The sequence below is a fragment of the Pseudomonas sp. NPDC089734 genome, assembly GCF_044748865.1.
Lineage (GTDB): Bacteria > Pseudomonadota > Gammaproteobacteria > Pseudomonadales > Pseudomonadaceae > Aquipseudomonas.
On sequence record NZ_JBIVGV010000015.1, the window covers coordinates 22,592 to 46,175 of the forward strand.

Annotated in this window: 19 protein-coding genes; 8 read left to right on the forward strand and 11 right to left on the reverse strand. The window is 58.7% G+C overall.

Annotated elements, in window-relative coordinates:
- Positions 1–1,171 precede the first annotated feature (1,171 nt).
- The 3 genes from ACIPY9_RS18310 to ACIPY9_RS18320 all read left to right on the forward strand — a co-directional run bounded on the left by ACIPY9_RS18310 (position 1,172) and on the right by ACIPY9_RS18320 (position 4,218).
- Positions 1,172–2,026, forward strand: a complete 855-nt coding sequence (locus ACIPY9_RS18310) for a glycine betaine ABC transporter substrate-binding protein (RefSeq protein WP_400704385.1) — start codon at positions 1,172–1,174, stop codon at positions 2,024–2,026.
- Between the two features lie 225 nt (positions 2,027–2,251).
- Positions 2,252–2,563, forward strand: coding sequence for a DUF485 domain-containing protein (locus ACIPY9_RS18315; RefSeq protein ID WP_400704388.1), 312 nt, complete (start codon positions 2,252–2,254; stop codon positions 2,561–2,563).
- Positions 2,560–4,218, forward strand: coding sequence for a cation acetate symporter (locus tag ACIPY9_RS18320; RefSeq protein ID WP_400704391.1), 1,659 nt, complete (start codon positions 2,560–2,562; stop codon positions 4,216–4,218). The genes ACIPY9_RS18315 and ACIPY9_RS18320 overlap by 4 nt, the downstream gene beginning before the upstream one ends.
- A 60-nt stretch (positions 4,219–4,278) precedes the next feature.
- Here the strand turns inward: ACIPY9_RS18320 and ACIPY9_RS18325 are convergent, their stop codons facing one another.
- Positions 4,279–4,437 (reverse strand): DUF3309 family protein, encoded by a 159-nt coding sequence (locus tag ACIPY9_RS18325; RefSeq protein WP_400704394.1) that lies wholly within the window; start codon positions 4,435–4,437, stop codon positions 4,279–4,281.
- Between the two features lie 314 nt (positions 4,438–4,751).
- Here ACIPY9_RS18325 and ACIPY9_RS18330 point away from each other — a divergent pair, with 314 nt between their 5' ends.
- The gene (locus tag ACIPY9_RS18330; protein ID WP_400704397.1) at positions 4,752–5,129 is read left to right on the forward strand and encodes a DUF2784 domain-containing protein; all 378 of its coding nucleotides are present in this window, start codon (positions 4,752–4,754) and stop codon (positions 5,127–5,129) included.
- A gap of 105 nt (positions 5,130–5,234) precedes the next feature.
- Complete coding sequence (locus ACIPY9_RS18335) at positions 5,235–6,050, forward strand: SDR family oxidoreductase (protein ID WP_400704400.1); 816 nt, start codon at positions 5,235–5,237, stop codon at positions 6,048–6,050.
- 6 nt (positions 6,051–6,056) lie between these two features.
- Here ACIPY9_RS18335 and ACIPY9_RS18340 read toward each other — a convergent pair whose 3' ends face one another.
- The 3 genes from ACIPY9_RS18340 to ACIPY9_RS18350 form a co-directional block, all read right to left on the reverse strand.
- Positions 6,057–8,459 carry a TonB-dependent siderophore receptor gene (locus tag ACIPY9_RS18340; RefSeq protein WP_400704403.1) on the reverse strand — a complete coding sequence of 801 codons (2,403 nt, stop codon included), beginning with the start codon at positions 8,457–8,459 and terminating at the stop codon, positions 6,057–6,059.
- Between the two features lie 75 nt (positions 8,460–8,534).
- A complete protein-coding gene (locus ACIPY9_RS18345; protein WP_400704406.1) occupies positions 8,535–9,497 on the reverse strand; it encodes a FecR domain-containing protein in 963 nt (320 codons plus the stop codon).
- A complete protein-coding gene (locus tag ACIPY9_RS18350) occupies positions 9,494–10,009 on the reverse strand; it encodes a sigma-70 family RNA polymerase sigma factor (RefSeq protein ID WP_400704409.1) in 516 nt (171 codons plus the stop codon). Before ACIPY9_RS18350 ends, ACIPY9_RS18345 begins: the two co-directional genes overlap by 4 nt.
- A gap of 157 nt (positions 10,010–10,166) precedes the next feature.
- Here ACIPY9_RS18350 and ACIPY9_RS18355 point away from each other — a divergent pair, with 157 nt between their 5' ends.
- Positions 10,167–10,499: a YnfA family protein gene (locus ACIPY9_RS18355; RefSeq protein ID WP_400704412.1), complete on the forward strand. Its 333-nt coding sequence runs from the start codon at positions 10,167–10,169 to the stop codon at positions 10,497–10,499.
- A gap of 171 nt (positions 10,500–10,670) precedes the next feature.
- Entirely contained in the window at positions 10,671–10,862 is a 192-nt protein-coding gene (csrA, locus tag ACIPY9_RS18360; RefSeq protein WP_400704415.1) for a carbon storage regulator CsrA, read from the forward strand.
- 2 nt (positions 10,863–10,864) lie between these two features.
- Here csrA and ACIPY9_RS18365 read toward each other — a convergent pair whose 3' ends face one another.
- From ACIPY9_RS18365 to ACIPY9_RS18380, 4 genes are all read right to left on the reverse strand, one after another.
- The gene (locus tag ACIPY9_RS18365) at positions 10,865–11,092 is read right to left on the reverse strand and encodes a YheU family protein (RefSeq protein WP_400704418.1); all 228 of its coding nucleotides are present in this window, start codon (positions 11,090–11,092) and stop codon (positions 10,865–10,867) included.
- A gap of 92 nt (positions 11,093–11,184) precedes the next feature.
- Entirely contained in the window at positions 11,185–12,381 is a 1,197-nt protein-coding gene (locus ACIPY9_RS18370; RefSeq protein WP_400704421.1) for an osmoprotectant NAGGN system M42 family peptidase, read from the reverse strand.
- A 143-nt stretch (positions 12,382–12,524) separates the two neighbouring features.
- Positions 12,525–14,273, reverse strand: coding sequence for an N-acetylglutaminylglutamine synthetase (ngg, locus tag ACIPY9_RS18375; RefSeq protein ID WP_400704424.1), 1,749 nt, complete (start codon positions 14,271–14,273; stop codon positions 12,525–12,527).
- 3 nt (positions 14,274–14,276) lie between these two features.
- On the reverse strand, positions 14,277–16,049 hold the full coding sequence (locus tag ACIPY9_RS18380) for an N-acetylglutaminylglutamine amidotransferase (RefSeq protein WP_400704427.1): 1,773 nt from the start codon (positions 16,047–16,049) through the stop codon (positions 14,277–14,279).
- Between the two features lie 241 nt (positions 16,050–16,290).
- Here ACIPY9_RS18380 and ACIPY9_RS18385 point away from each other — a divergent pair, with 241 nt between their 5' ends.
- Positions 16,291–19,080 carry a polysaccharide lyase family 8 super-sandwich domain-containing protein gene (locus ACIPY9_RS18385; protein ID WP_400704430.1) on the forward strand — a complete coding sequence of 930 codons (2,790 nt, stop codon included), beginning with the start codon at positions 16,291–16,293 and terminating at the stop codon, positions 19,078–19,080.
- Between the two features lie 168 nt (positions 19,081–19,248).
- On the opposite strand, the gene ACIPY9_RS18390 is transcribed toward ACIPY9_RS18385, so the two are convergent.
- The 3 genes from ACIPY9_RS18390 to ACIPY9_RS18400 are packed head-to-tail and all read right to left on the reverse strand — an operon-like array spanning position 19,249 to position 23,459.
- Positions 19,249–20,319 carry a lipocalin-like domain-containing protein gene (locus tag ACIPY9_RS18390; protein WP_400704433.1) on the reverse strand — a complete coding sequence of 357 codons (1,071 nt, stop codon included), beginning with the start codon at positions 20,317–20,319 and terminating at the stop codon, positions 19,249–19,251.
- Positions 20,309–22,789, reverse strand: a complete 2,481-nt coding sequence (locus ACIPY9_RS18395; protein ID WP_400704436.1) for an FtsX-like permease family protein — start codon at positions 22,787–22,789, stop codon at positions 20,309–20,311. The genes ACIPY9_RS18390 and ACIPY9_RS18395 overlap by 11 nt, the downstream gene beginning before the upstream one ends.
- 1 nt (position 22,790) lies before the next feature.
- Entirely contained in the window at positions 22,791–23,459 is a 669-nt protein-coding gene (locus ACIPY9_RS18400; protein ID WP_400704439.1) for an ABC transporter ATP-binding protein, read from the reverse strand.
- Between the last annotated feature and the right edge of the window lie 125 nt (positions 23,460–23,584).

Genomic DNA, 23,584 nt, shown 5'->3' on the forward strand with positions numbered 1-23,584 from the left:
GGTACGCAGGCTATGACCACCGGTGTAATGCCAAAGTGCCGTATAAACACACCGACTGTTGTAAATCCACCGAAACAATACACGTTCTGTGGATTCTGCAATGCATGTCCGTGCTTTTTTTGATGCAGAAGAGGGGGAAGGGATGAATAGCCTGCCTGTAGGAGCGAATTCATTCGCGAAGAGGCCCGTGAGGCTATTGCATTAAATGGCCTTTTCGCGAATGAATTCGCTCCTACCGATCCGTGAAAAACACAAAGGAGAGCCTAAGCTCTCCTCCAATGTGTTTTGCATGCTCTTTTTATTGTTATAGGGCGGCCTGTTGTTGTTTTTGGCGACCTGTCCCTTTACTGCGTTCTTGTGCGATCCCCATCCGGGATCAAGAGCAAACGTATTTTTTTGAACGCTGATCCGCTTTAACCATGTGATGTGAAACGTCATGGTCCAGCCGGTACGGGAGCTACCTTGAGGTAGTTTTATTGTTCTCTGTCCGGTTGCGAGATCCCTTGCACCAGGTGATCTCAGTAAAGCCTTTCCACTTCAAAAAAATCTGTTAGCTGCGCCTCTGTCCGTGTTGTTCTTGTTATGTCAGAGCCGTTTCGTCTTGTTTTTATTGGTGTGTTGCCTGTTTTTTATTTTTGTTGTGCTCGAGAGATAGCAGAAGCTGTGCCAACTTTTTAAAAGTCTTTTAAAACAATGGCTTGAAGATTTTTCGGACACAGAGGTAAACAGAAAAAACAAAGTGTTTGTTTCCGTGTTACCCGTTCTGGGTGATGGCGAGGTGCCTGCGGTAACACATCCTGTTTCCGTGCCGGGTGTGAACCGGGATGGGGCATGTCGCTGTGTCCTGGCATGGACGCTGCCAAGGCGTCAGGGAAGGTATGCGAATGCCCACATGCGAAATCGGGGGATTCCGGGCCGTTTTTTTCAGGGTGGTTGTCGCTGATGGCTGCGTAATGTCGTTTACCGCTTGTTCTGTGTCGTAGACAGAGCATGTCTGAATGATGGCCAGGTTGATGATCAGGAGGCCGGGCAATGTCTGTCATTGCCTCCAAAGGAGTGGTCGAGGCGTGAAGGATTGCGTCTGCCCCAAAGCCGGGCATGAAGGGCATCCTTGAAAAAAACGTTAATGCTGCCTGACATCCGTCGGTGCAGAACTTCCGGGGACGTGATGATGAATATGCGAAAAATCCTGGGGGCCGGTGCCGCTCTGGTACTGGCCGCCAGCTCCACGCTGGCCATTGCTGAAACCAAGACACTGACCATCGGCTACGTCGAAGGCTGGTCCGACAGTGTTGCAACGACTCACGTTGCTGCCGAAGTGCTCAAGGAAAAGCTGGGCTATGACATCAAGCTGCAATCTGTCGCGGCCGGGATCATGTGGCAAGCGGTTGCCACCGACAAGCTGGACATGATGCTGTCGGCCTGGCTGCCCGGAACCCACGGCGAGTACTACGCCAAATACAAGGATCAGGTCGTGAATTACGGCCCCAACTTCAAGGACGCCAAGATTGGCTTGATCGTGCCTGAGTATGTAAAGGCCAGGACCATCGCCGACCTCAAGACGGATGAGTCCTTCAAGAAAAAGATCACCGGTATCGATGCCGGTTCGGGCGTGATGCTCAAGACCGATGAGGCCATCAAGGATTACGCGCTGGATGGTTATAAACTGCAGGCCAGCTCAGGGGCCGGCATGATTGCCGAGCTGACCCGTGCCGAAAAACGCAAGGAATCCATCGTTGTGACGGGCTGGGTGCCGCACTGGATGTTCGCCAAATGGAAGCTGCGTTTTCTGGACGATCCCAAGGGGGTCTATGGCGCGGCTGAAACGGTCGACAGCGTGGCCAGCCTGAACCTGGAAAAGAAAGCGCCGGATGTGGTCGCCTTCCTGAAAAAATTCCAGTGGGAGTCCAAGGACGAGATCGGTGAAGTGATGCTGGCCATCCAGGACGGAGCCAAGCCTGATGCTGCGGCCAAGGAATGGGTCGCCAAACACCCGGAGCGCGTTGCAGCGTGGACGGCTAAATAATCCTCCAGGCTTCTGGCTCGAACCTTTCAAGGCCATCCGGCGTTTTCGTCGGATGGCCTTTTGCTTATCTGCGGTTGAATCGTTCTTCTTACTCTGAATGTAAAGCCGGATGTAAAGGGGCGCAGTGATTAATATCGTTCTAATACTAAGGTCGTCTGGAGTGCATGCCGGACAGGACTAAAGTTGAACACGTGACATCTCATCTGTGCTGCGAGGACAAAAACAATGAACGACAGCATTTACCTCTCGATTCAAAACAGCCCGCGTTTCAAGGAGCTGGTTTCCAAAAGAGAGCGTTTCGCCTGGATACTCTCGGCGATCATGCTCGGGCTCTATGCCGCATTCATTCTCTTGATTGCGTACGGGCCGCATATTCTGGGCACCAAGATAAGCGCGACATCAACCATTACCTGGGGCATGCCGATCGGGGTCGGCCTGATTGTCGCGGCATTCATCCTGACGGGCATTTACGTGCGCCGGGCCAACGGTGAATTCGACGAACTGAACAATGCGGTTCTCAAGGAGATTCAGCAATGATCCGTCGTCTATCAGCGGCCCTTGGCCTTGCAGTATTTGCGCCGTCTCTTCTGGCGGCTGATGCCCTGACCGGGGCGGTTCAGAAACAACCCCTGAACATTTCGGCCATCGTCATGTTCGTGCTGTTCGTGGGCTTTACGCTTTACATCACTTACTGGGCATCCAAGAAAAACAAATCGGCATCGGACTACTACGCGGCAGGCGGCAAGATCACCGGTTTCCAGAACGGTCTGGCCATCGCGGGCGACTACATGTCGGCGGCGTCCTTCCTGGGTATTTCCGCGCTGGTGTACACCTCCGGCTACGACGGCCTGATCTATTCGATCGGCTTTCTTGTGGGTTGGCCGATCATTCTGTTCCTGATCGCCGAACGCCTGCGTAACCTGGGCAAATACACGTTCGCGGACGTGGCCTCTTATCGCCTCAAGCAAAAGGAAATCCGTACCTTGTCCGCCTGCGGTTCGCTGGTGGTCGTGGCGTTTTACCTGATTGCGCAGATGGTCGGTGCAGGCAAACTGATCCAGTTGCTGTTCGGCCTGGATTACACCGTGGCGGTGGTACTGGTCGGTATCCTGATGTGCCTGTATGTGCTGTTCGGTGGCATGCTGGCGACCACCTGGGTGCAGATCATCAAGGCGGTGATGCTGCTGTCCGGTGCGTCCTTCATGGCGCTGATGGTGATGAAACACGTCAACTTCGACTTCAACATGCTGTTCTCCGAGGCGGTCAAGGTTCACCCCAAAGGTGAAGCGATCATGAGCCCCGGCGGCCTGGTGAAAGATCCGATCTCGGCGTTCTCCCTCGGCCTGGCCCTGATGTTCGGTACGGCTGGTCTGCCGCACATCCTGATGCGTTTCTTCACCGTGAGCGATGCCAAGGAAGCCCGCAAGTCGGTGTTCTACGCCACAGGCTTCATCGGCTACTTCTACATCCTGACCTTCATCATCGGTTTTGGCGCGATCCTGCTGGTCAGCACCAACCCGGCGTTCAAGGATGCGGCGGGCGCGTTGATCGGCGGTAACAACATGGCGGCGGTGCACCTGGCCAATGCCGTGGGCGGCAGCCTGTTCCTGGGCTTCATCTCGGCGGTCGCGTTTGCCACCATTCTGGCCGTGGTTGCGGGGCTGACCCTGGCCGGTGCCTCGGCGGTGTCCCATGACCTGTATGCCAGCGTGATCAAGAAAGGCAAGGCCAACGAGAAGGACGAGATCCGCGTATCGAAGATGACAACCATTGCCCTGGCGGTGGTGGCCATCGTGCTGGGTATCGCCTTTGAAAGCCAGAACATCGCGTTCATGGTCGGCCTGGCGTTCTCCATCGCCGCGAGCTGCAACTTCCCTGTGCTGTTGCTCTCGATGTACTGGAAGAACCTGACCACCCGTGGCGCCATGATCGGCGGCTGGATGGGGTTGATCAGTGCGGTGGTGCTGATGATTCTCGGGCCTACCATCTGGGTGCAGATCCTGCACAACCCGAAAGCCATCTTCCCGTATGAGTACCCGGCGCTGTTCTCCATCATCATCGCTTTCATCGGTATCTGGTTCTTCTCCATTACCGACAAGTCGAAAGAGGCCGATGAAGAGCGTGCCTTGTTCTTCCCGCAGTTCGTTCGTTCGCAGACCGGTCTGGGAGCCAGCGGTGCGGTGTCACACTAAGTTTCACCGGTAATGAAAAAGCAGCCTTCGGGCTGCTTTTTCGTGGGCGCTCGACACGTGTCATATCCTGCCAAGCAATACCAGAATCAACAGAATGATCAGGATCGTGCCGACGACCCCCGAAGGCCCGTAACCCCAACTGCGCGAGTGCGGGAAGACCGGCAGACCGCCGATCAGTATCAGGATCAGGACGATGATAAGAATTGTGCTTATGCCCATGATGAGTTCCTTCTTTTCGTGAGTATCGGGTGGCGACTGCAGTAAAAAGCTTTTCGCCGACAGGCATAAAGTTTTGGCTGCTTGAAAGATCCGACTGTGGCCATTCCGAAAAGGTTCGAAACATTCGATGGGGTATTGTGGGGTTTTTAAAGGTTATTTATTTCAATGGGTTAGGTTATTTTTGCGTGCAGTTAAACATTGAAATCAATGGCGATTATTATTGAACTTTCTCGGTTTTATATAACGCCTTCGCTCTGTTTCGAGGCGAGAAGGTCCTGTAAAAGCAAGAGGAACTTTCATTCGGGGACGTGCTCATGCTTTATCGATTCGCTGCCGATGCCGTTGTCGTGTTTCACCTGCTCTTCATCGTGTTCGTACTCCTGGGCGGGTTGCTGGTCCTGCGCAGGCCATGGGTGGGGGCTCTGCATATCCCGGCCATGGCGTGGGGAATGGCGGTGGAGTTCTTTCATCTGTATTGCCCGTTGACGCCCCTGGAAAACAGCCTGCGCCTCAAGGCCGGTCAGCAAGGCTATGACGGTGGTTTCATCGAGCACTACCTGATCCCGTTGATCTATCCGGCCGCGCTGACGCCACAGATCCAGTTCTGGCTGGGCGCCGTCGTGCTGTCGATCAATGCCGGTATCTATGGCCGGTGGCTGGTCCGTTTCGCGAGACGTGGCCGGCAGGCATGAGGTGCAGGTTTTCACCCGGCATTCAGCGTCTTGATGGTGGCATTGCAGGTGCCAGGCTGTGATTACACTCCAGTGATCGTCCTGCACACCACAAGGCATTTTCCTATGCAAAATCGCATCATGATTACCGGTGCCGGCTCAGGCCTGGGCCGTGAAATGGCACTGCGCTGGGCGCGTGAGGGATGGCGTCTGGCATTGTCGGACGTCAACGACGCCGGTTTGCAGGAAACCCTTGCACGGGTTCGCGAGGCAGGAGGCGAGGGGTTTACCCAGCGCTGCGACGTGCGGGACTACAGCCAGCTCATGGCGTTGGCCCAGACCTGCGAGGAGCGTTTCGGCGGCATCGATATCATCGTCAACAATGCCGGTGTCGCTTCGGGTGGTTTTTTCAGCGAGTTGTCTCTGGAAGACTGGGACTGGCAGATCGCAGTCAACCTCATGGGCGTGGTCAAGGGCTGCAAGGCCTTTCTGCCGATGCTGGAAGCCAGCAAGGGCAAGATCATCAATATCGCCTCGATGGCGGCCTTGATGCAGGGGCCGGCCATGAGCAACTACAACGTTGCCAAGGCGGGCGTGGTGGCATTGTCGGAAAGCCTGCTGGTCGAACTGAGCGAGCAGGAGATCGGCGTGCATGTGGTCTGCCCGTATTTCTTTCAGACCAACCTGCTGGACTCCTTCCGTGGACCGACACCTGCGATGAAGGCCCAGGTCGGCAAACTGCTGGAAAGTTCGCCGATCACCGCCAGCGATATTGCCGACTATATTTTCGGGCAGGTCGCCCAGGGCGAGTTCATGATCCTGCCTCATGAGGTCGGGCGCGAGGCCTGGAAGCTCAAGCGCAAGCATCCCCAGGCGCTCTATGACGAGATGACAGTCATGTGCGCGAAGATGCGCGCCAAGGCCCGTCAGGCCAAGGCGTGAACGGGATCAGAAACCGGCACTGACCGTCGCCGTCAGGGCGGCGGGCTCGCCAGCATAATTGCCGGAGCTGGCGATGGTTTCGATGTAGTCGCGATCCGTCACGTTACGGGCATTGAGCGAGACGCGCAGTTGTTCGGTGATGTCGTAGAACAGGCTCATGTCGATCCGGGCATAGCCGCTGGCGTTGTAGGTATTGGCCAGGTTGCCTTGTCGCTTGCCGGCGAAAAAGACCCCGGCCCCCATGCCCAGCCCGCGCAACGGGCCTTCCTGCAACTGGTAGGTCGACCACAGGGAGCCACTGGCAATCGGTACGCCTTCAAGGCGGTTGCCTTCCGGAAGGCGCGTGTCCTTGACCAGTTTGGCGTCCAGCAGGGCGATATTGCCGATGACATTCCAGCCCTCACGGATTTCGCCACTGACATCCAGTTCCAGCCCGCGCACGCGCTGTTCACCGGTCTGGATCGAGTAGTCGGAATCCTGCGGGTCGGTTGCCGCCAGGTTTTCCCGGCGGATTTCAAAGGCGGCCAGCGTGGCGTCGAGGCGGTTCGGAATCAGCTCGTACTTGGCCCCGATCTCGTACTGCACACCGGTCTCGGGATCCAGCACGCTGCCATTCCGGGTCTGGCGATTCTGGGGGGCGAATGACGTGCTGTAACTGGCGTAGAGCGCCAGGCGTTCGGTGGGTTGATAGACCAGACCCGCACGAGGCGAGGTATCGGAAGGCGCAATGTCGATATCGGTGTAGCTGCCCGTCGCGGTGTAATTGCGATTGCGCTGATTGATCTTGTCCCAGCGTACGCCGAGCAGCAGCTTCCACTGTTCGTTCAGGTCGATCTGGTCCTGAAGGTAAACGCCATAACTGTTCTGGTCGAACCGGGAGTCCTCACCAAAGGTGAAAGGGCCGGGCATTGCCCCGTAAACCGGTTCGTAGATATCGAGCGGCGCCAGTGTGGCGCGAAGCATGGTCACCCGACGGTGGCCGTTGACTGTCTCGACGCCCCCCAGCGCCTTGTGTGCCAGCCCTCCCGTGGTGAACTCGGCGATGGCCTCGAACTGGGCGCTGAGGGACTGTGCCGATTCGTCGAAATCGGTGGCCCGACGGACGATGGTGCGGCCATCGCTTTGCAGGGTCCGCTGGGAGACGTTGAGCATCTGCTTGGTCGATTTGTCCCAGCGGGTCACCTGCCGCAGGGTCAGCCAGTCGTTGGCGGTATGTTCCACCCGTAACCAGAGGGCCTTCTTGTCGCTTTCGGCCCGCGACCAGGGTTCTTCCAGAAAGACGGTCGAGCGTGAGTCGACCTTGCCGTTCAATTCCAGCAGCCCGCGATCATAAGGTGCATCGGTTTCGGTGTATTCAAGCCCCATTTCCACACGGGTGCTGTCGGATGCGTCCCACAGCAACGAAGGCGCAATGTAGTGACGGGTGCTGTCATGGTAGTGATCACGAAAGCCGCCCTTGGTCTGCCAGGCCATGGCCAACCCGCCTGCCAGTGACTGCTGCGGGTCGAGCGGTCCGCTGACATAGGCTTGCAAGCGTTGGTAATCGAACGAGCCAGCCTGTGCCTTGACCTGGGCATGGGGTGTGAAGGTCGGCTTGCGGCTGACCAGATTGATCAGGCCGCCCGGATTGCCGCGTCCATACAGAACCGAGGCCGGCCCCTTGAGCACCTCGACCCGCTCGACGCCGCTCAGGTCGCTGAGGATTTCCGGTCGCACCACCAGCGAGTTGGTGAGCATCCCATCGACCGCATAGGTCGTGGCCTGGAAACCCCGTATGAAAAAGCTTTCGGTGGTGCCGCCATGGGTATTGCCGCGCTGGATGCTGCTGACATTGCTCAACGCATCCCCCAGGTTGTTGATCTGCTGATCCTCGATCACTTCACGGGAGATGACCTGAATCGACTGCGGGATGTCACGCAAGGCGGTATCGGTCTTGGTGCCCGTGCTGCTGTGGGAATTGGCGTAGCCGTGAAGCGGGCCTATGGCTGAAGGCCTGGCCGCATAGGCCCCGGAAATCGTCGTCGCGTCCAGATTCAAGGCTTCTCCGGAAACGGGTTTGAGCCGGAGTGTGTAAATGTTCGCGGATTGCGGTACGGCTTCCAGACCCGAGCCTTTCAACAACTGCTCGAACCCCTGAGCCGTGCTCCATTTCCCTTGCAGCCCGGGACTGTCGAGGTTCTGCACCAGCGCGGGATCGATGGGCAAGGTTACACCAGCCCTGGCGGCAAAGGTCGCCAGAGCGTCGCTCAAGGAACCCGCCGGTATTTCATGGGACTGTACGCTCTGTTGAGCCATGGTGGTCAGTGGTGCGCCGATGCCGAAGCTCACAAGCAGTGGCGTGCCAATGGCGCGAGAGAGCAGGGCGACACGAAGCAGGGTGGGAACAGGTGCGGAAGTACAGGTACGCATGAAGGGCTTCCTGATTGCGTGAAAATGCGAATTCAGGAAGAGGACACGCGAGCGGGCAAAAACCCGACACGTTTTTTATACCGCACTGAGTGTCACCCAATAACGTGTGACATAACGGACCCGTACGGGCAATGTCATGGCAACCGCCGCCAGCACGCTGTCGATGTCCTGCAACTGGAAAGCGCCCGAGATACGCAGGTCTGCAACGTCGGGTTCGCAGCGGGTCCAGCCCTGTCGATAGCGCCCCAGTTCGTTGACGAAATCGGCAAGACGCATCCGGTCCACGCGCAGCACGCCTTCAACCCAGTCGATGGTCGACGGGCTGCCGGGCAGGGGAGTGACACGCTGGCCGGTCATGTCTGCCTGTTGGCCTGCCTGGATTTCAGTCCTGTGTGCAGGCGTTTCTCGTGGTGTGGCAGCCACTGTGCCTTCGATCACCTTGAGCTGATCGTGGTCATCGAACTGGCGCACCGAGAAGCGTGTCCCCAGGGGCTGAAAAAAGCCCCGGGCGGATTCGAGCATGAAGGGGCGAGCCAGGCGTGGATCGTCCTTGGCCGTTTGAATGAAGACTTCGCCTTTTCTCAGCACCAGCGTGCGAGCGGTGTCGGTGTAGCGGATATCGAGGGCGGTGTCGGTGTTCAGGTGAACCTCCGTGCCGTCGACCAGTGTCACCTTGCGACGTTCGCCTGTCCGGGTGCTGATATCGGCGGTCAGGGACGCCACGGTCGACGTGCGTGATGCTGCGATGCCCAGCGAACCCAGTAGCACCAGCGAGGTCAGGGCCTTGACGGCCGTGCGCCTGCTCATCGGTGTCGGGCGATACAGTGTAGAGCGCCCGAGCGATGGAGGAATCGTGTGCAGTTGTTCGTTGAAGCGAGCCGCCAGTTGCCAGGCCCGTTCATGATCGCTGTGTGATCGACGCCACTGGGCACAGGCTTCATGATCCTGTTCCGTGGCGGTGGTGGCTTGCAGTCGCACAAACCAGGACGCGGCCTGGCTGGCGATTTTCCGGTCTATCGGCGCATGCTTCGGACTCACGGCCATTCACTCGATGCCAGTACGATGCACTCCGTGAAGCCCTGTTGCAGGTAGCGCTGGACGGAACGCACATTGACGGCCAGCACCTCGGCGATTTCTTCCTGGGTATAGCCCTCAAGCTGGGACATCAGAAACGCCGTTCGCGCCTTGGTCGACAAGCGAGCGAGCACCCTGGCCACCTCGTTCAGGGCTTCCAGAATGGCAGCACGGGATTCGGCGCAGGGCATCTCGTCCTCAGGCAGCGAGGCCAGCGCTTCGAGGTAGGCCTGTTCAAGTGAGCGGCGTCGATAGAGGTTGGCCAGCAGGCGTCTGGCGATGGTCGCCAGGTAGGCACGTGGTTCGCGCACATCCGGCAGTGCCTGGGAAGAGGTGAGCAGACGGACGAAGGTGTCCTGGCTCAAGTCGGCGGCATCGCAGCGATTGTTGACTCGACGATTCAGCCAGCCCAGCAACCATGCGTGGTGAGCCTGATAGAGCTGTTGAACAGGAGCACGGTCCGTTGGGTCGGGCATGACGAGAGTGTGTATCTGGTGAGAATGGCTCTCATTCTAGACTTTGCATAATCTTCGCGGCAATCCGTACACACTCACGACATCATGCACAGCCATCCTCAGGGGTTTTTTCTGCTAGGGTTGCCGGCCATTTCTGGCCCTTCTGACGAGGATTTCCATGCTCAACTACCTCTGGTTTTTCCTGGCTGCCCTGTTCGAGATCTTCGGCTGCTATGCCTTCTGGATGTGGCTGCGCCAGGGCAAGAGTGCCTTGTGGGTGATCCCGGCCCTGATCAGCCTGACCCTGTTCGCCCTGCTGCTGACCCGCGTGGAAGCGGCTTATGCCGGACGAGCCTACGCCGCCTACGGCGGGATCTACATCGTGGCCTCGATTGCCTGGCTGGGTGTGGTCGAGCGTATTCGTCCGCTCGGTTCGGACTGGCTCGGCGTTGCCTTGTGCGTCATCGGGGCCACGATCATTCTGCTGGGACCACGCTGGTCAGCGTCCTGACGGACAGCGTTGCATGGCGATTTTTCCGGCTGTAAGGGCTCACAGGTAAGACGCTTCCGTAAGCCTGATCCTGTGGGATTGAAGGACGTTACTGATTTGCCGCCGGCTCATTGATGCGACATTGTCAGGGGCGCACTCTGCACTCTTTGTAACAATAAGAGAGTCGGAAAAATGCTGGTATTGACGCGGGAAATTGGCGAGACATTTTCCATCGGTGACAACATCACCGTGCAGATTCTGGGGGTGAACGGCAATCAGGTCCGGCTCGGCATCGATGCCCCCAAGGACATCAAGATCCACCGCGCCGAAGTGTTCCGACGCATTGCCAAAAAGCTTTCGCAGCAACAGTCACCGGCCGCCTGAGCTCAGTCGAAATACTCCTTGGGCACATCATGCTTGAGCATCAGCTGGCATTGCTGGCTTTCAAGGTCGAAGAAGATCACGGCCTGGCCTTTGCTCAACGCATGACGAACGCGCAGCACACGGGTTTGCAGCGGTGTTTCGTCGCCATTGTCAGTGCCTTCGCGGGTCACGAAGTCCTCGATCAGACGGGTGAGGGTGTCGGGTTCAAGTTGGTCGTGTGGGATCAGCATGGCGGCTCTCGTATCAGTAGCCTGCGATGATATCCGTAGGAGCGAATTTATTCGCGAATGAATTCGCTCCTACGGATTCATCCGCGAATGACTCACACCTCTTCGCGATGCTGCCCGATCAGGCTGTCCACAGGCGGAACACGGGTTTCGGATTCCATCTGGGCGTCATGCTCTATCTGATGACTGAAGCGCTCCAGTGAACCCTGGGCCGGTTTGGCATCGCTGGCGAATACCGGTGGGCTGAGCATATAGGCTCCCAGCAGCTTGCTCAGGGCCGCGAGGCTGTCGATGTGGGTGCGTTCATAGCCGTGCGTAGCATCGCAGCCAAAGGCCAGCAACGCGGTACGGATGTCATGCCCCGACGTGACCGCCGAATGCGCATCGCTGTAGTAATAGCGAAACAGGTCGCGACGCACGGGCAGCTCGTTCTCGACCCCGAGATTCAACAGGTGCCGTGAAAGGTGATAGTCGTAAGGCCCGCCCGAATCCTGCATTGCCACACTCACGGCATGTTCGCTGGAGTGCTGGCCGGGGGCGACTGGCGCGATATCGATGCCGACGAATTCGCTGACATCCCAGGGCAATACGCCTGCTGCACCGGTGCCGATTTCCTCGGTGATGGTGAACAGTGGATGACAGTCGATCAGGGGCTCGATACCGCTGTCGACAATGGATTTGAGCGCTGCGAGCAACGCCGCCACACCCGCCTTGTCGTCCAGGTGCCGGGCGCTGATATGACCGCTTTCGGTGAACTCCGGCAACGGGTCGAACGCTACGAAGTCACCGATATTGATGCCCAGCGATTCGCAGTCGGCGCGGGTCGTGCAATAGGCGTCCAGACGCAGTTCGACGTGGTCCCAACTGATGGGCATCTCGTCCACGGCGGTATTGAAGGCATGACCGGACGCCATCAGCGGCAGGACGCTGCCACGAATGATGCCCGTGTCCGTGAATACGCTGACCCGGCTGCCTTCGGCAAAACGGCTGGACCAGCAACCGATCACTGCCAGGGCCAGACGACCGTTGTCCTTGACCTCTCGCACACTGGCACCGATGGTGTCCAGGTGCGCGGAAACGGCACGGTCCGGGCTGTTCTGCTTGCCTTTGAGGGTGGCGCGAATGGTGCCGCGTCGGGTCAGCTCGAACGGAATGCCCAGTTCTTCCAGGCGTTCGGCGACATAACGCACGATGGTGTCGGTAAAGCCCGTAGGGCTGGGGATAGCGAGCATTTCCAGCAGGACTTTCTGCAGGTAGTTCAGGTCCGGGTCAGGGATTTTCTCGGCAGGCATGGAGGTACTCCTTTGGAGCAGCGGCAAGCTACAAGCTACAAGCTACAAGCTACAAGCTACAAGCTACAAGCTACAAGCTACAAGCTACAAGCGTAGGCCATAACCCGTCTTGCAGCTTGACGCTTATAGCTTGCCGCTACTGTTTACCCATGCACAGGCAAGCTGTGCGGAAACAATAGATCGACGAAGCGTTCGGCAGTGGGTTGAGGTTCGTGGTTGGCGAGCCCGACGCGCTCGTTGGCTTCAATGAACACGTAGTCGGGCTGGTCGGCGGCAGGGACCATCAGGTCCAGGCCCACCACAGGAATATCCAGTGCCCGTGCGGCGCGCACGGCCGCATCGGTCAGCACGGGATGCAGGATCGAGGTGACATCCTCGAGGCAGCCGCCGGTGTGCAGGTTGGCGGTGCGGCGTACGGCGAGACACTGGCCGATCGGCAGGATGCTGGCGTAGTCGTAGCCGGCATCGCGGACCGTTCTTTCGGTTTCCTCATCCATGGGGATCTTGCTCTCGCCACCGGTGGCTGCCGCACGGCGACGGCTTTGCGCTTCGATCAGTTGCCTGATGGTGTGGCGGCCATTGCCAGTGATTTCCGCCGGACGTCGAATCGCGGCGGCCACCACTTCAAAACCGATGACCACGATGCGCAAGTCCAGGCCTTCATGAAAGCTTTCCAGAATCACGCGAGTGTCGAACTGGCGGGCGCGTTCGATGGCGCTCTGCACTTCGTCGAAGGTGCGCAGGTCCACGGCAACGCCCTGGCCTTGCTCGCCATCCAGCGGCTTGACTACGATCTGCCCGTGCTCTTCAAGAAAGGCCAGATTGTCATCCGCACTGGCGGCCCGTTGCTGGGCGGGCAGGCGCAGCCCGGCAGCCTTGAGGGTGCGATGGGTCAGGCTCTTGTCCTGGCACAGGGTCATGCTCACGGCACTGGTCAGGTCGCTCAGCGACTCGCGGCAACGAATCCGGCGTCCGCCGTAGTTCAGGGTGAACAGGCCAGCATCGGCATCGTCGACCTGCACGTCGATGCCTCGACGATGAGCTTCTTCGACGATGATCCGCGCATAGGGATTGAAGTTGGCCTGGGGGCCGGGGCCGAGGAACAACGACTCATTGATGCCATTCTTGCGCTTGATGGCGAAGGTCGACAGGGTCCGAAAGCCCAGCTTGGCGTACAGCGCCTTGGCCTGGTTGTTGTCGTGCAGCACCGACAGGTCAAGGTAACTCAGGCCGCGGCTCATGAAGTGCTCGACCAGATGGCGCACCAGCACTTCGCCCACGCCGGGGCGTGTGCATTGAGGGTCTACCGCCAGACACCACAGGCTGCTGCCTTTTTCCGGGTCGTTGAACGCCTTTTGATGATTCAGCCCCATGACACTGCCGATCACGGCGTTGCTGCTTTCATCTTCCGCCAGCCAGTATACCGGGCCGCCCTGATGACGTGGGGTCAACAGGGCATGATCGATGGGCAGCATGCCACGCGCCAGGTAGAGGTTATTGATGGCCTGCCAGTCCGCTTCGCTCTGTGCCCGGCGGATGCGAAAGCCCCGGAAGACCCGTTGCGCCGGGCGATAGTCGCTGAACCACAGGCGCAGGGTGTCGGACGGGTCCAGGAACAACTGCTGTGGCGACTGGGCCAGCACTTGCTGGGGGGCGGCCACATACAGGGCGATATCCCGTTCTCCAGGCTTTTCGTTGATCAGTTCCTGCGCCAGTGCCGAGGCATCGGGGTAGGTGTGACCAATCAACAGACGGCCCCAGCCGCAATGCACGGCCAGGGGTTCGGCATCGGGCAGGCTGCCATCTTCGGCGAAACGTGCCTGCAGGCGTTCGTAGGAGGGCGACTGTATGCGCAACAACCGTTGGCTATAAGCCGTCGCATTCTGTTTCATCGATCAAAGTCCTTGTTCGCTGAGCCACAGATTCAGCGCTGCCAGTTGCCACAGCTTGGAGCCGCGCAACGGCGTGAGTTGTCCCTGAGGGTTGGTCAACAACGTATCGATCATCGACGGGTTGAACAGGCCTCGGTCCTGGCTGGGGTCCAGCAGCAGGTCGCGCACCCAGTTCAAGGTATCGCCCTGCAAATGCTTGAGGCCCGGCACCGGGAAGTAGCCTTTCTTGCGGTCGATCACCTCGGAGGGAATGACTAGCCGCGCGGCTTCTTTCAGCACATGCTTGCCGCCATCCGGCAGCTTGAACTGGCCGGGAATGCGCGCCGACAGCTCCACCAGCCGGTAATCGAGAAACGGCGTCCGGGCTTCCAGGCCCCAGGCCATGGTCATGTTGTCCACCCGTTTGACCGGGTCGTCGACCAGCATCACGGTGCTGTCCAGGCGCAGAGCCTTGTCCACGGCGGCAGCCGCGCCGGGCTGGGCGAAGTGATCCCGCACAAAGTCTCCGGCGGCGTCATTGGCGGTCAGCCAGCGGGCCTGTACGGTCGCGGTGTATTCGTCGTAGCTGCGGTCCACGAATGCGGCACGATAGGCCGCCACCGGATCACTCGCGCCATCGACCTGCGGATACCAGTGATAACCGGCAAACAGCTCGTCCGCGCCCTGACCGCTCTGCACCACCTTGCAGTGCTTGGCCACTTCGCGAGACAGCAGGTAGAAGGCAATGCAGTCGTGGCTGACCATCGGCTCGCTCATGGCGCGGAAGGCCGCAGGCAACTGCTCGATGATCTCGTTTTCCTGAATGCGCAACTGATGATGGCGGGTGCCATAGTGTCTGGCGATCAGGTCCGAATACTGGAATTCATCGCCACGCTCGCCACCGGCATCCTGAAAGCCGATGGAAAAGGTCGAAAGGTCCTTGGTGCCGACTTCACGCAGCAAACCGACCAGCAGGCTCGAATCGACGCCACCGGAAAGCAGCACGCCCACGTCGACGGCCGCCCGTTGACGAATCGCCACCGCTTCACGGGTGCTGTCCAGCACACGGTCGCGCCAGTCTTCCAGGGTCAGGTTTCGCTCATCGTCATGGGGGCCATAAGGCAGATGCCACCAGGTCTGCTGCTCGATCGTGCCGTTGGCCTGAATACGCATCCAGCTGGCAGGCGGCAGTTTCTCGACCCCCGCCAGCAAGGTGCGCGGTGCTGGCACCACAGCATGGAAATTCAGGTAATGGTTGAGCGCAATCGGGTCGAGCATCGGGCTGATGTCGCCGCCCTTGAGCAAGGCGGGCAGCGTCGAGGCGAAGCGCAGGCGATGGTCGGTATGAGACAGATACAGCGGCTTGACGCCCAGACGGTCACGGGCGATGAACAGTTGTCGGGAGTCGCGCTCCCAGATGGCCAGTGCAAACATGCCATTGAGCCGGGGCAGCATGTCCGCACCCCAGGCGTGATAGCCCTTGAGCAGGACCTCGGTGTCGCCACCGGAATGGAACTGGTAACCCAGGCCTTCCAGTTCGGCACGCAGTTCGGGGAAGTTGTAGATGGCACCGTTGAAGGCCATGGACAGGCCCAGGTAGCTGTCGACCATCGGCTGGGCCGAGCCGTCCGACAGGTCCATGATCTTCAATCGTCGATGACCCAGGGCAATCGGCCCCTGGCTGTGAAAGCCCCAGGCATCGGGGCCGCGTGGCGCCAGATCATGGGTCATGCGTTCAACCGCGGCCAGATCCGCCGGTTGATGATCGAAACGTAATTCACCTGCTAATCCGCACATAATTCCTTACCGGGTTTCCGTTGGGGAGGTGACCGGAAAGTCCAGTCACCCAGAAACTGACCCGGAGGGGGAGAGGGAGTTTTAGATCAAAAAGTTATAAAGGCCGAGATCCATGCTTCTGCCTCTCAGTCCGGCAGCCACAGACTGTCATAACTGTCAGTACCTTTCATTCGCTTGAAGGCGCAATCTTTCAGGCCGGACGGGGTCGATCCTGACCCCGCTGAATGCCCGGGAGCATGCTATGGAAAGCGCAACTGACTGGATCTCGTTGGGGCGTATCACGTCTGATCGCGATTTGACCGAGGGGGAAAAACTACAGGTCCGATTGATTGCAAGTGAGACCGGCGATCTGATTGAGATTGTTCTATTCAGTCCCCCTCCCGACAGCCTGGAGCAATGCGCCTGGCCTCAGCGCCTGGCTGAACATATCAATCTCATGGCAACTCATATTCGGGCAGGAGTCAGACAAGCCGATGGGTCATTCAAGGCTGAATTCAGCCACTACCTGAATGAGTTGTGGGTCGAGGGCGGTACTACGGCACGGACCTTTCTGACGACGGCCTGTGATCTGGACGGCTGGTCGGATCTGGGGGTGATAACGTCTGTCGGTTCATTACCCAGTGGGACATCCATTACGTGCCGGTTATCGAGCAAGGATCATGGCGACGTCTACCAGACCATGATGGTGCCGATTACAGACGATCAGTGTGATCGTTATTCCTGGCCCGCTTTTCTGAGCCACTCAATCAATACGGCGAGCAACTTGCTGAGGGCCGGTGAAAAAAACACATCCAGCAAGACTTTTGTCCCGGTCGGCAGCAGCGGTAAAAATCGTCTGTGGGGGCCTTCCGGTTTCCCTCTATCGGCTCACTATCAGGTTTCAGTGTCCAGCAGCGCGTTGGTCAGTGCGTTGAGTATTTATAACGCGTTGTGTGCCAAGGTGATGGTAAAGCCACCCACCCCACAGGTGATCGAGGGATGGCTGAAGGGGTTTGCCGATGGAAAGTTCCAGGACCTTTCTTATCCAGCCTCGGATATCCCCGTGAGCGATGTCACGCCGTTGATTACCCATCTGGAACGTACTTTACAAATAGCCAGCTACCTGTACCAGCAGACCTCTCCGTTGCCAGTCGATTATCAGGTCAAAGCGCTTGAAGCTCTGGTTTTCTTCGCGGCGCAAGATTATAGAACGGCCAACTGGTGGTACCGGAACATCGGGTTGGCCAAGCTGGCTGGCAGGGCCGGGCTGTTGCTTGCCAAACATGTGAAACAGCAGGAGTTGATGGGGGTTTTCGTGCCTTATGCAATGAGGACAACCAACACTTACAGCTTCACACAGACAGGGGCCAATCTTGCCGACTTTGCATCCATTCAGATTACCTGGAGTCTCTGTGCCTGGAAAAACTCGAATGAGGACACATACCTTCTCTATTTGAGGGCGTCAGCCGATGTGTTGTCCGAGTTATGCCTGCCCGTGGAGCGCAATGGGGTACAGCATGGAGAGGGAATCAGCGCCGATTTTTCCATCAGCCAGCACAACGTTTTACACAATGATGTGTACTGCTCACAGCTTTATTCGGGGACTTATGGGGCCGAATTGTTGGGCCGGATCTTTGAGAGCATGGCGGTTCTGAGCAAGGAGTTTGCACTGACGAATGCAGCACTCAGTGGGTTGACCAAGGTTGTTGTGAACGGTAATGGGTGGATGGGGTTTGCCCGCCATCTCGACTTTCATGTCTGTGGCAGGGCGATCAGTCGCGGGGTGCTGATGAGCTCTTACTATGCAAACTGGGCCAGAGCGCTTTTGCCCATTGCCGACGTGGAGAACAAGCAGGCGTTGAGCGAATTGATCCGTCGTGCCGAAGGCGATGAGTCAAATAATCAGTATTACAAGGGAGGTCGTATTTTCTGGGTCAACGATTATATGGCCCACATCGGCTCCCGCTATTGCTTGTGGGCCAAGGCGATCTCTACCCGAACAGTGGGTGGGGAAGGGGGAATTGGAGAAAACCCCAAAGGGTATTACATGGGGGCGGGCACTTATTTCCTGACTCGCCACGGTAAGGAGTATGAAGGTATCCAGCCTGTCTGGGACTGGCAGCGCCTGCCGGGCACCACTGTTGAGCAAGTGCCTGACTTTACATGGCCCGATATCTGGGGGGTAAACATGTGGGGCAGCCATGATTTTTCGGGCGGAGTCAGTGACGGGAAAAGAAGCCTCTTGTCCATGGAGTTATCCAGAGAGAACGTGACTCATGCTTACAAGACCGTTATGGCGCTGGACGATCATATCGTTTGCATCGGCACCAGGATCAATAGCACTGCTGCTACACATCCCGTGGTGACCAGTGTCAATCAGTGCATGCTCAAGGGGGCTGTTCGTTATCTCGATCTGAAAGGGCAGGAGCATGACGTTGCAGTGGGGCAGACGATTACAGCAAACGATATCCATATGGTGTATCACGATGGATTTGTGTATCGATTCGGCGTCTTGTGGGGGCATCCCAGCGTTACGATTGAAGTGAAAGTGTGCAGCGGTGCATGGTCCGATATCAATGTGGGTGGTTCGCCAGACAAGGTGGAATACCCTGTGTTTTCACTTTGGATCAATCACGCTCAGGGTGAAAATGGCTCTTATCTTTATGAAATCAGCGTTGCTGATGACTTTCCCGCAACACGTTCAGTGTTGGCAATGACATCGGCAACGGATGATGTGCACTTGTGGGCCGATATAGACAACTCACTGATGGCAAGCTTTTTCAAACCGGTGCCGACTCTTTACAACGTCGATGAGCGCGAGTGTGTGTTCCTTCCTGAGCAGGCCTGTTCATACATTTATAGATTGGAGGGGACTCAGTTCAGCCTGACCTGTGCCGATTCGACACAGACCCGAGACAAGTTGTCGTTTATCGTCGAGATGGATGAGGCCGGTAACCCTTTGCGTCGTCTTGAAGTATCCGTTCCGCAAGGAGACGATCGCGGTCAGGCGGTATCGGGGGTGTACCCGGCAGGTGAATGCGTTTTCAGTTGAGCTGATCGCAGCTAGGTTCTGTACGAAAAGTCGGCGAGCGAAGGTCAGGCAAGGCAAAAAACGGCGAGGAACGGTCGGAGTCGCGCTCGACTTGACGGGTTGTCAATGAGCATTCCGAGCCGGTTTTTAACGCAGCATGACCGAGCGCAGCCACTTTACGTACAGAACCTAATACCCCGTCATCTCCAGATACCCGACCCCGCTCTGGCTGCCACTGACCTTCACCGGCCCTTCCCAATAGGGAATGCTCACGTCCATCCAGGCCTTGGGATTCAGGGCGTCGGTGGTGATCTCCAGATGCTTGCCGGGAATTCTGATCGACCAGCGGGTGGGCAGATGACGTCCGGCCACTTCCGTTTCGTTCAGCGGCTTCATGTCGATGTCACTGGCCAGCAGGCTTTGCGCCTTGCCATCGGCTTCGATCCAGGTGCCGCTCAGATAGGGCTCGCCCTTTCGGTGGCGCATGCGATACAGCATCAGCCGCTCGCCGTTTGCCAGATGCAGTGACAGCCAGTCCCAGCCGGTCTGATTGGCTGTCAGGGGCTGGCTGCTCCATTCCCGGTCCAGCCAGGCATGGCCGCTGACTTGGTAGGATTTGCCGTCCATTTCCAGCGTACCGCTGGCCTCGAAAAAGGGCTGGCTGTAGTAGTACGAAGCCTGACCCTGATCCGATTTCTGGCTGTAGCCCTGCTGGCCTTGCAGCACCAGCGGTTTGCTGGAGGTGAGTTGCAGGTCATAGCGGAAATCCTTGCCGCTGGCCCGCAGTTGCATGCTCGTCAGAGGGTTTGGCGTTTCACCGTTGAGTGACCAGTCGTCTATCCAGGCGCTGAACGGTGCGAGTGTGACACCAGCCTGACCGACTCCGCCGCGTGCATAGCGTTCGGCCACATGATGCCGGGTGGCAGACGTTGCGGCGGCGTGGCCCAGCCAGACGGTCGTGTCATGCCAGCCCGTGCCCGGCGTGCCGGGGCGCAGTGCGTTGCGGAACAGGGTCCATTGCACACCGAAATCCTGGCCTTGCTCATCCTTGAGGGTGGCGGTGATGTACCACCATTCGATACGAAACCCCGGATGCGGGCCGTGATCCTCGGGGAATGAAAACACCCGTCCGGCCTTGACTGGCGTGAACTCACCGGCCTGGCTACCCATACCGGCAAAGCCGGTGTCAGGAGGCTGTTGCGGGTCGCAGGCGGTCAGCAACAACAGAAAGGCTGTCAGCACACGCCAGTCAGTTTTCATGGGCGAAGGTCCTGAGCAGGTCTGCCGGTCGGGAGCGATACAGCTTCAACAATGGCCAGGCCGAGGCCAGCAAGGTGGCCAGCATGGCCAGCGCCATCAACTGCAAGAGTTGCAGCGGGAAAACCTGCAAGGGCAGGCGCCAGCCGAATGCCTGGACGTTGATCACCGTATTCAGGCAGCCGGTCAGGATCAGCCCCAGGGGGAGTGCGCACAGGAGTGTCAGCACTGTCATCAGCCAGGTCTGGGCCAGATTGAGCAGCATCAACTGACGTCGGGTAACCCCCATAGCCCAGAGCGGTGCCAGTTGGCCGAGTCGGCTCTGGCTCTGGGTCAGCAGGCCAATGAACAGCGCCACGCCCGCCACCCCCAGGGTCAGGCTGTTGAGGGCCGCAGTGGCGGCGAAGGTGCGCTCGAAAACCTGACTCGACCAGCGCTTGAGCTGGCCCTGATCGACGATACGGTTGTCGTCGAGGGCAAAGCGCTGTTGCAGTCCGGCCACCAGCGGAGCAATCGCCGCATTATCTATCCGTAGGTTGAAACGATTGGGGGCCAGCTGAGGCCAGTGGCTGAGCAGGTGCCCGGCGTTGACCAGCAGATGGCCCTTTGGGTTGCCGTAGTCGGCGTAGATGCCGACGACACGGGGCGACCATTTGCCTGTGGGGGCCTGAATGCTCAGGGTGTCGCCCAGCCTGACCTCAAGCCGTCTGGCCAGCTGTTCGCTGAGCATGATGCTGTCCTGGCTGACCAGTTGATCCCAGGGATCTTCTGCCGTCGCCTCCAACAACTGCCAGTGCTGGCGATAGGTGTCGTGATCGATGACGCCGAACAGATCGGCAGGCCAGCCATGAAGCTGAATGGGCACTTGCCAGTTGGGCAGTACGGCGTCTATCCCCGGCTGGCTGCTCAACCAGCCTTGCAGTTCGTGCGCTTGCTCCGGGTTTTGCGGGGTGACGTACAGCTCGGCGGTCAGGCGCTGTTCCAGCCAGTTCGTGAAGGTATGGCGAAACCCCGACGTCATGCTGCCTGCGCCGATATTGGCGGCCATCGCCAGCAGCAAGGCCATCAGCGCCAGACTCAGGGCCGGCAGCTGCTGTCTGCAATCGGCCAGAAACCATTGGCCCAGAACGGAGTGGCGTCGTTTCGACAATCCCCTCAACAGCGCATCGAGCAGAACGGGCAAGCCCAGTGCCGCACTCAGCAACAGCGCGGATATCAACACGAACCCCAGAGTCAGGCTGTTGCCGACGCCCCAGGCCACCAGCGCCACAAAAGCACTGCCTGCCGAGACCCAGGCCTGACGCCGTAGCCAGCGGGCATGGGATTGTTGCCAGGCTTGCGCATGGGCCAGCGCCAGCAAGGGCAGGCGTGCCGCACGCAACAGGCTGTTGGCCCCGGCCAGAAAGGCCCCGAGCAGGCTCAGGCCAATGCCGCTGAACCACCAGCCGACATTCAGGTTCAACTGCCCGCCCACTTCGGCCCCATACAGACCTCGCAGGCTGGCCGCGACGTCGGGCAGCAACAGGCTGGCCAAGAGGTAGCCACTGATCACGCCGAGCAGCCCGCCCAGCAGTGCCATGACGCCCAGTTCCAGTACCAGTGCCGCGATCGACAGGCGGGCACTGACACCCGACGCCCGCAGGTTGCGGATCAGGCCTCGACGCTGTTCCAGAGCAAGCCCGATGGCGGCATGCACGATAAACAGCCCGACCACGAACGACAGCACGCCCAGTGCATTCAGGTTCAGGTGAAAGCTTTCGGTCAGGCGCTCCAGGTTGTTTTCTTCACCGCCTGTTTTCATCACCAGCCGTTCGTTGAGGGCCGTTGGCAGGCTCGGTTGACTGGCAGCAAAGTCCTTGGGCAGCAACAGACGGGATAATTGGTCGGGCAGGTTCAGCAGGGGCTGGGCAAAACCGATATCGGTCAGCAGGACACCGGGTGCCATCTCCGGTTTGATACGCAAGGGCGGCAGCATCAGGCCGCTTTCGGCCTGTGGGCGCTGACCTTCCTGCAAACCCAGCGCTTGCAGGGTTTGAGGTGCAACCCAGGTGGCACCCGGCGGTACGAGAAAGTCGACGACCTGCCGGGTATCCAGCGTCTGGCCAGCCAGTGAAGCGCCGCTGGGCAGTGTGACCGGTTCGATGCCGATCAGTTGCAGACGCTGATCTTCCAGCCCTTTCAGCGTGATACGCCCCTGCACCATGGGCGACACGGGCCAGCCGACCCGGCGCAGTTCGACAAACAGCGCTTGAGGGAAGGCTGCATTGTCGGGGGAGGCCAGACTGGCTTGCGGTTCGCCGCCGATCAACTGGCTGGCCCTCTGGTAGCTTTCCCGTGCCTGACTGTTCAGGGCCAGTACGCCGGTCAACAGGCTGGTGGCCAGCCATAGCCCGGTCAGCAGGCTGAAAAGCTGCACCGGATGACGCCGCCAGTGGCTGAGCAGGGCGTGCAATGTCCAATAAAACACGCGCATGTCAGCCTTCGCCTTCGACGACTACCTGCCCTTTGTGCAACCTGACCTTATGGGCCAGTCGTTCTGCGACATGAGTGCTGTGTGTGACCATCAGCAGGCTGGTGGTGCTGTCGTTCAACAGATCCAGCAATAGTTGCAGCACTTCATCGCCAGTGGTTTCGTCGAGATTGCCCGTGGGTTCATCGGCCAGCAGCAGAGCGGGACGTGAAGCCAGGGCCCGTCCGATGGCGACACGCTGCTGTTGGCCGCCGGACAACTGCTCCGGGTAGCGGTCGAGCAGATTGCCCAGACCAAGACGCTCGATCAATCGGGCCTGCCATTGAGGATCATGACGTCCGGCCAGACGCGCCTGGAATGCCAGATTGTCTTCGACCCTGAGGCTTTCGATCAGGTTGAACTGCTGGAACACCAGCCCGATTTCGGTGCGCCGCCAGTTGGCCAGTTGAGACTCGCTCATGCTGTTGAGCGGTCGGTCTGCAACGCTGATGATTCCGCTGTCGACCTTATCGAGCCCGGCGACAAGATGCAGCAAGGTGCTTTTGCCGCTGCCCGATTCCCCCATCAGCGCCAGACTGCTGCCGTGTTGCAGATGCAGCTCGACACCACGCAACACTTCGACCGGGCCTTGAGCCGAGGAGTAGCTTTTGAACACGTTGTGCACATGCAACATGGGGATGCCCGGTTGAAGTGGTCAGACGTTGAGGATAACCCTTACTCGCCATATCAGGCGTGTAGGAGGTGGTGTAGGAGCGAATTCATTCGCGAAACGTCATTGAAAGCGATAGATCTTCTTTT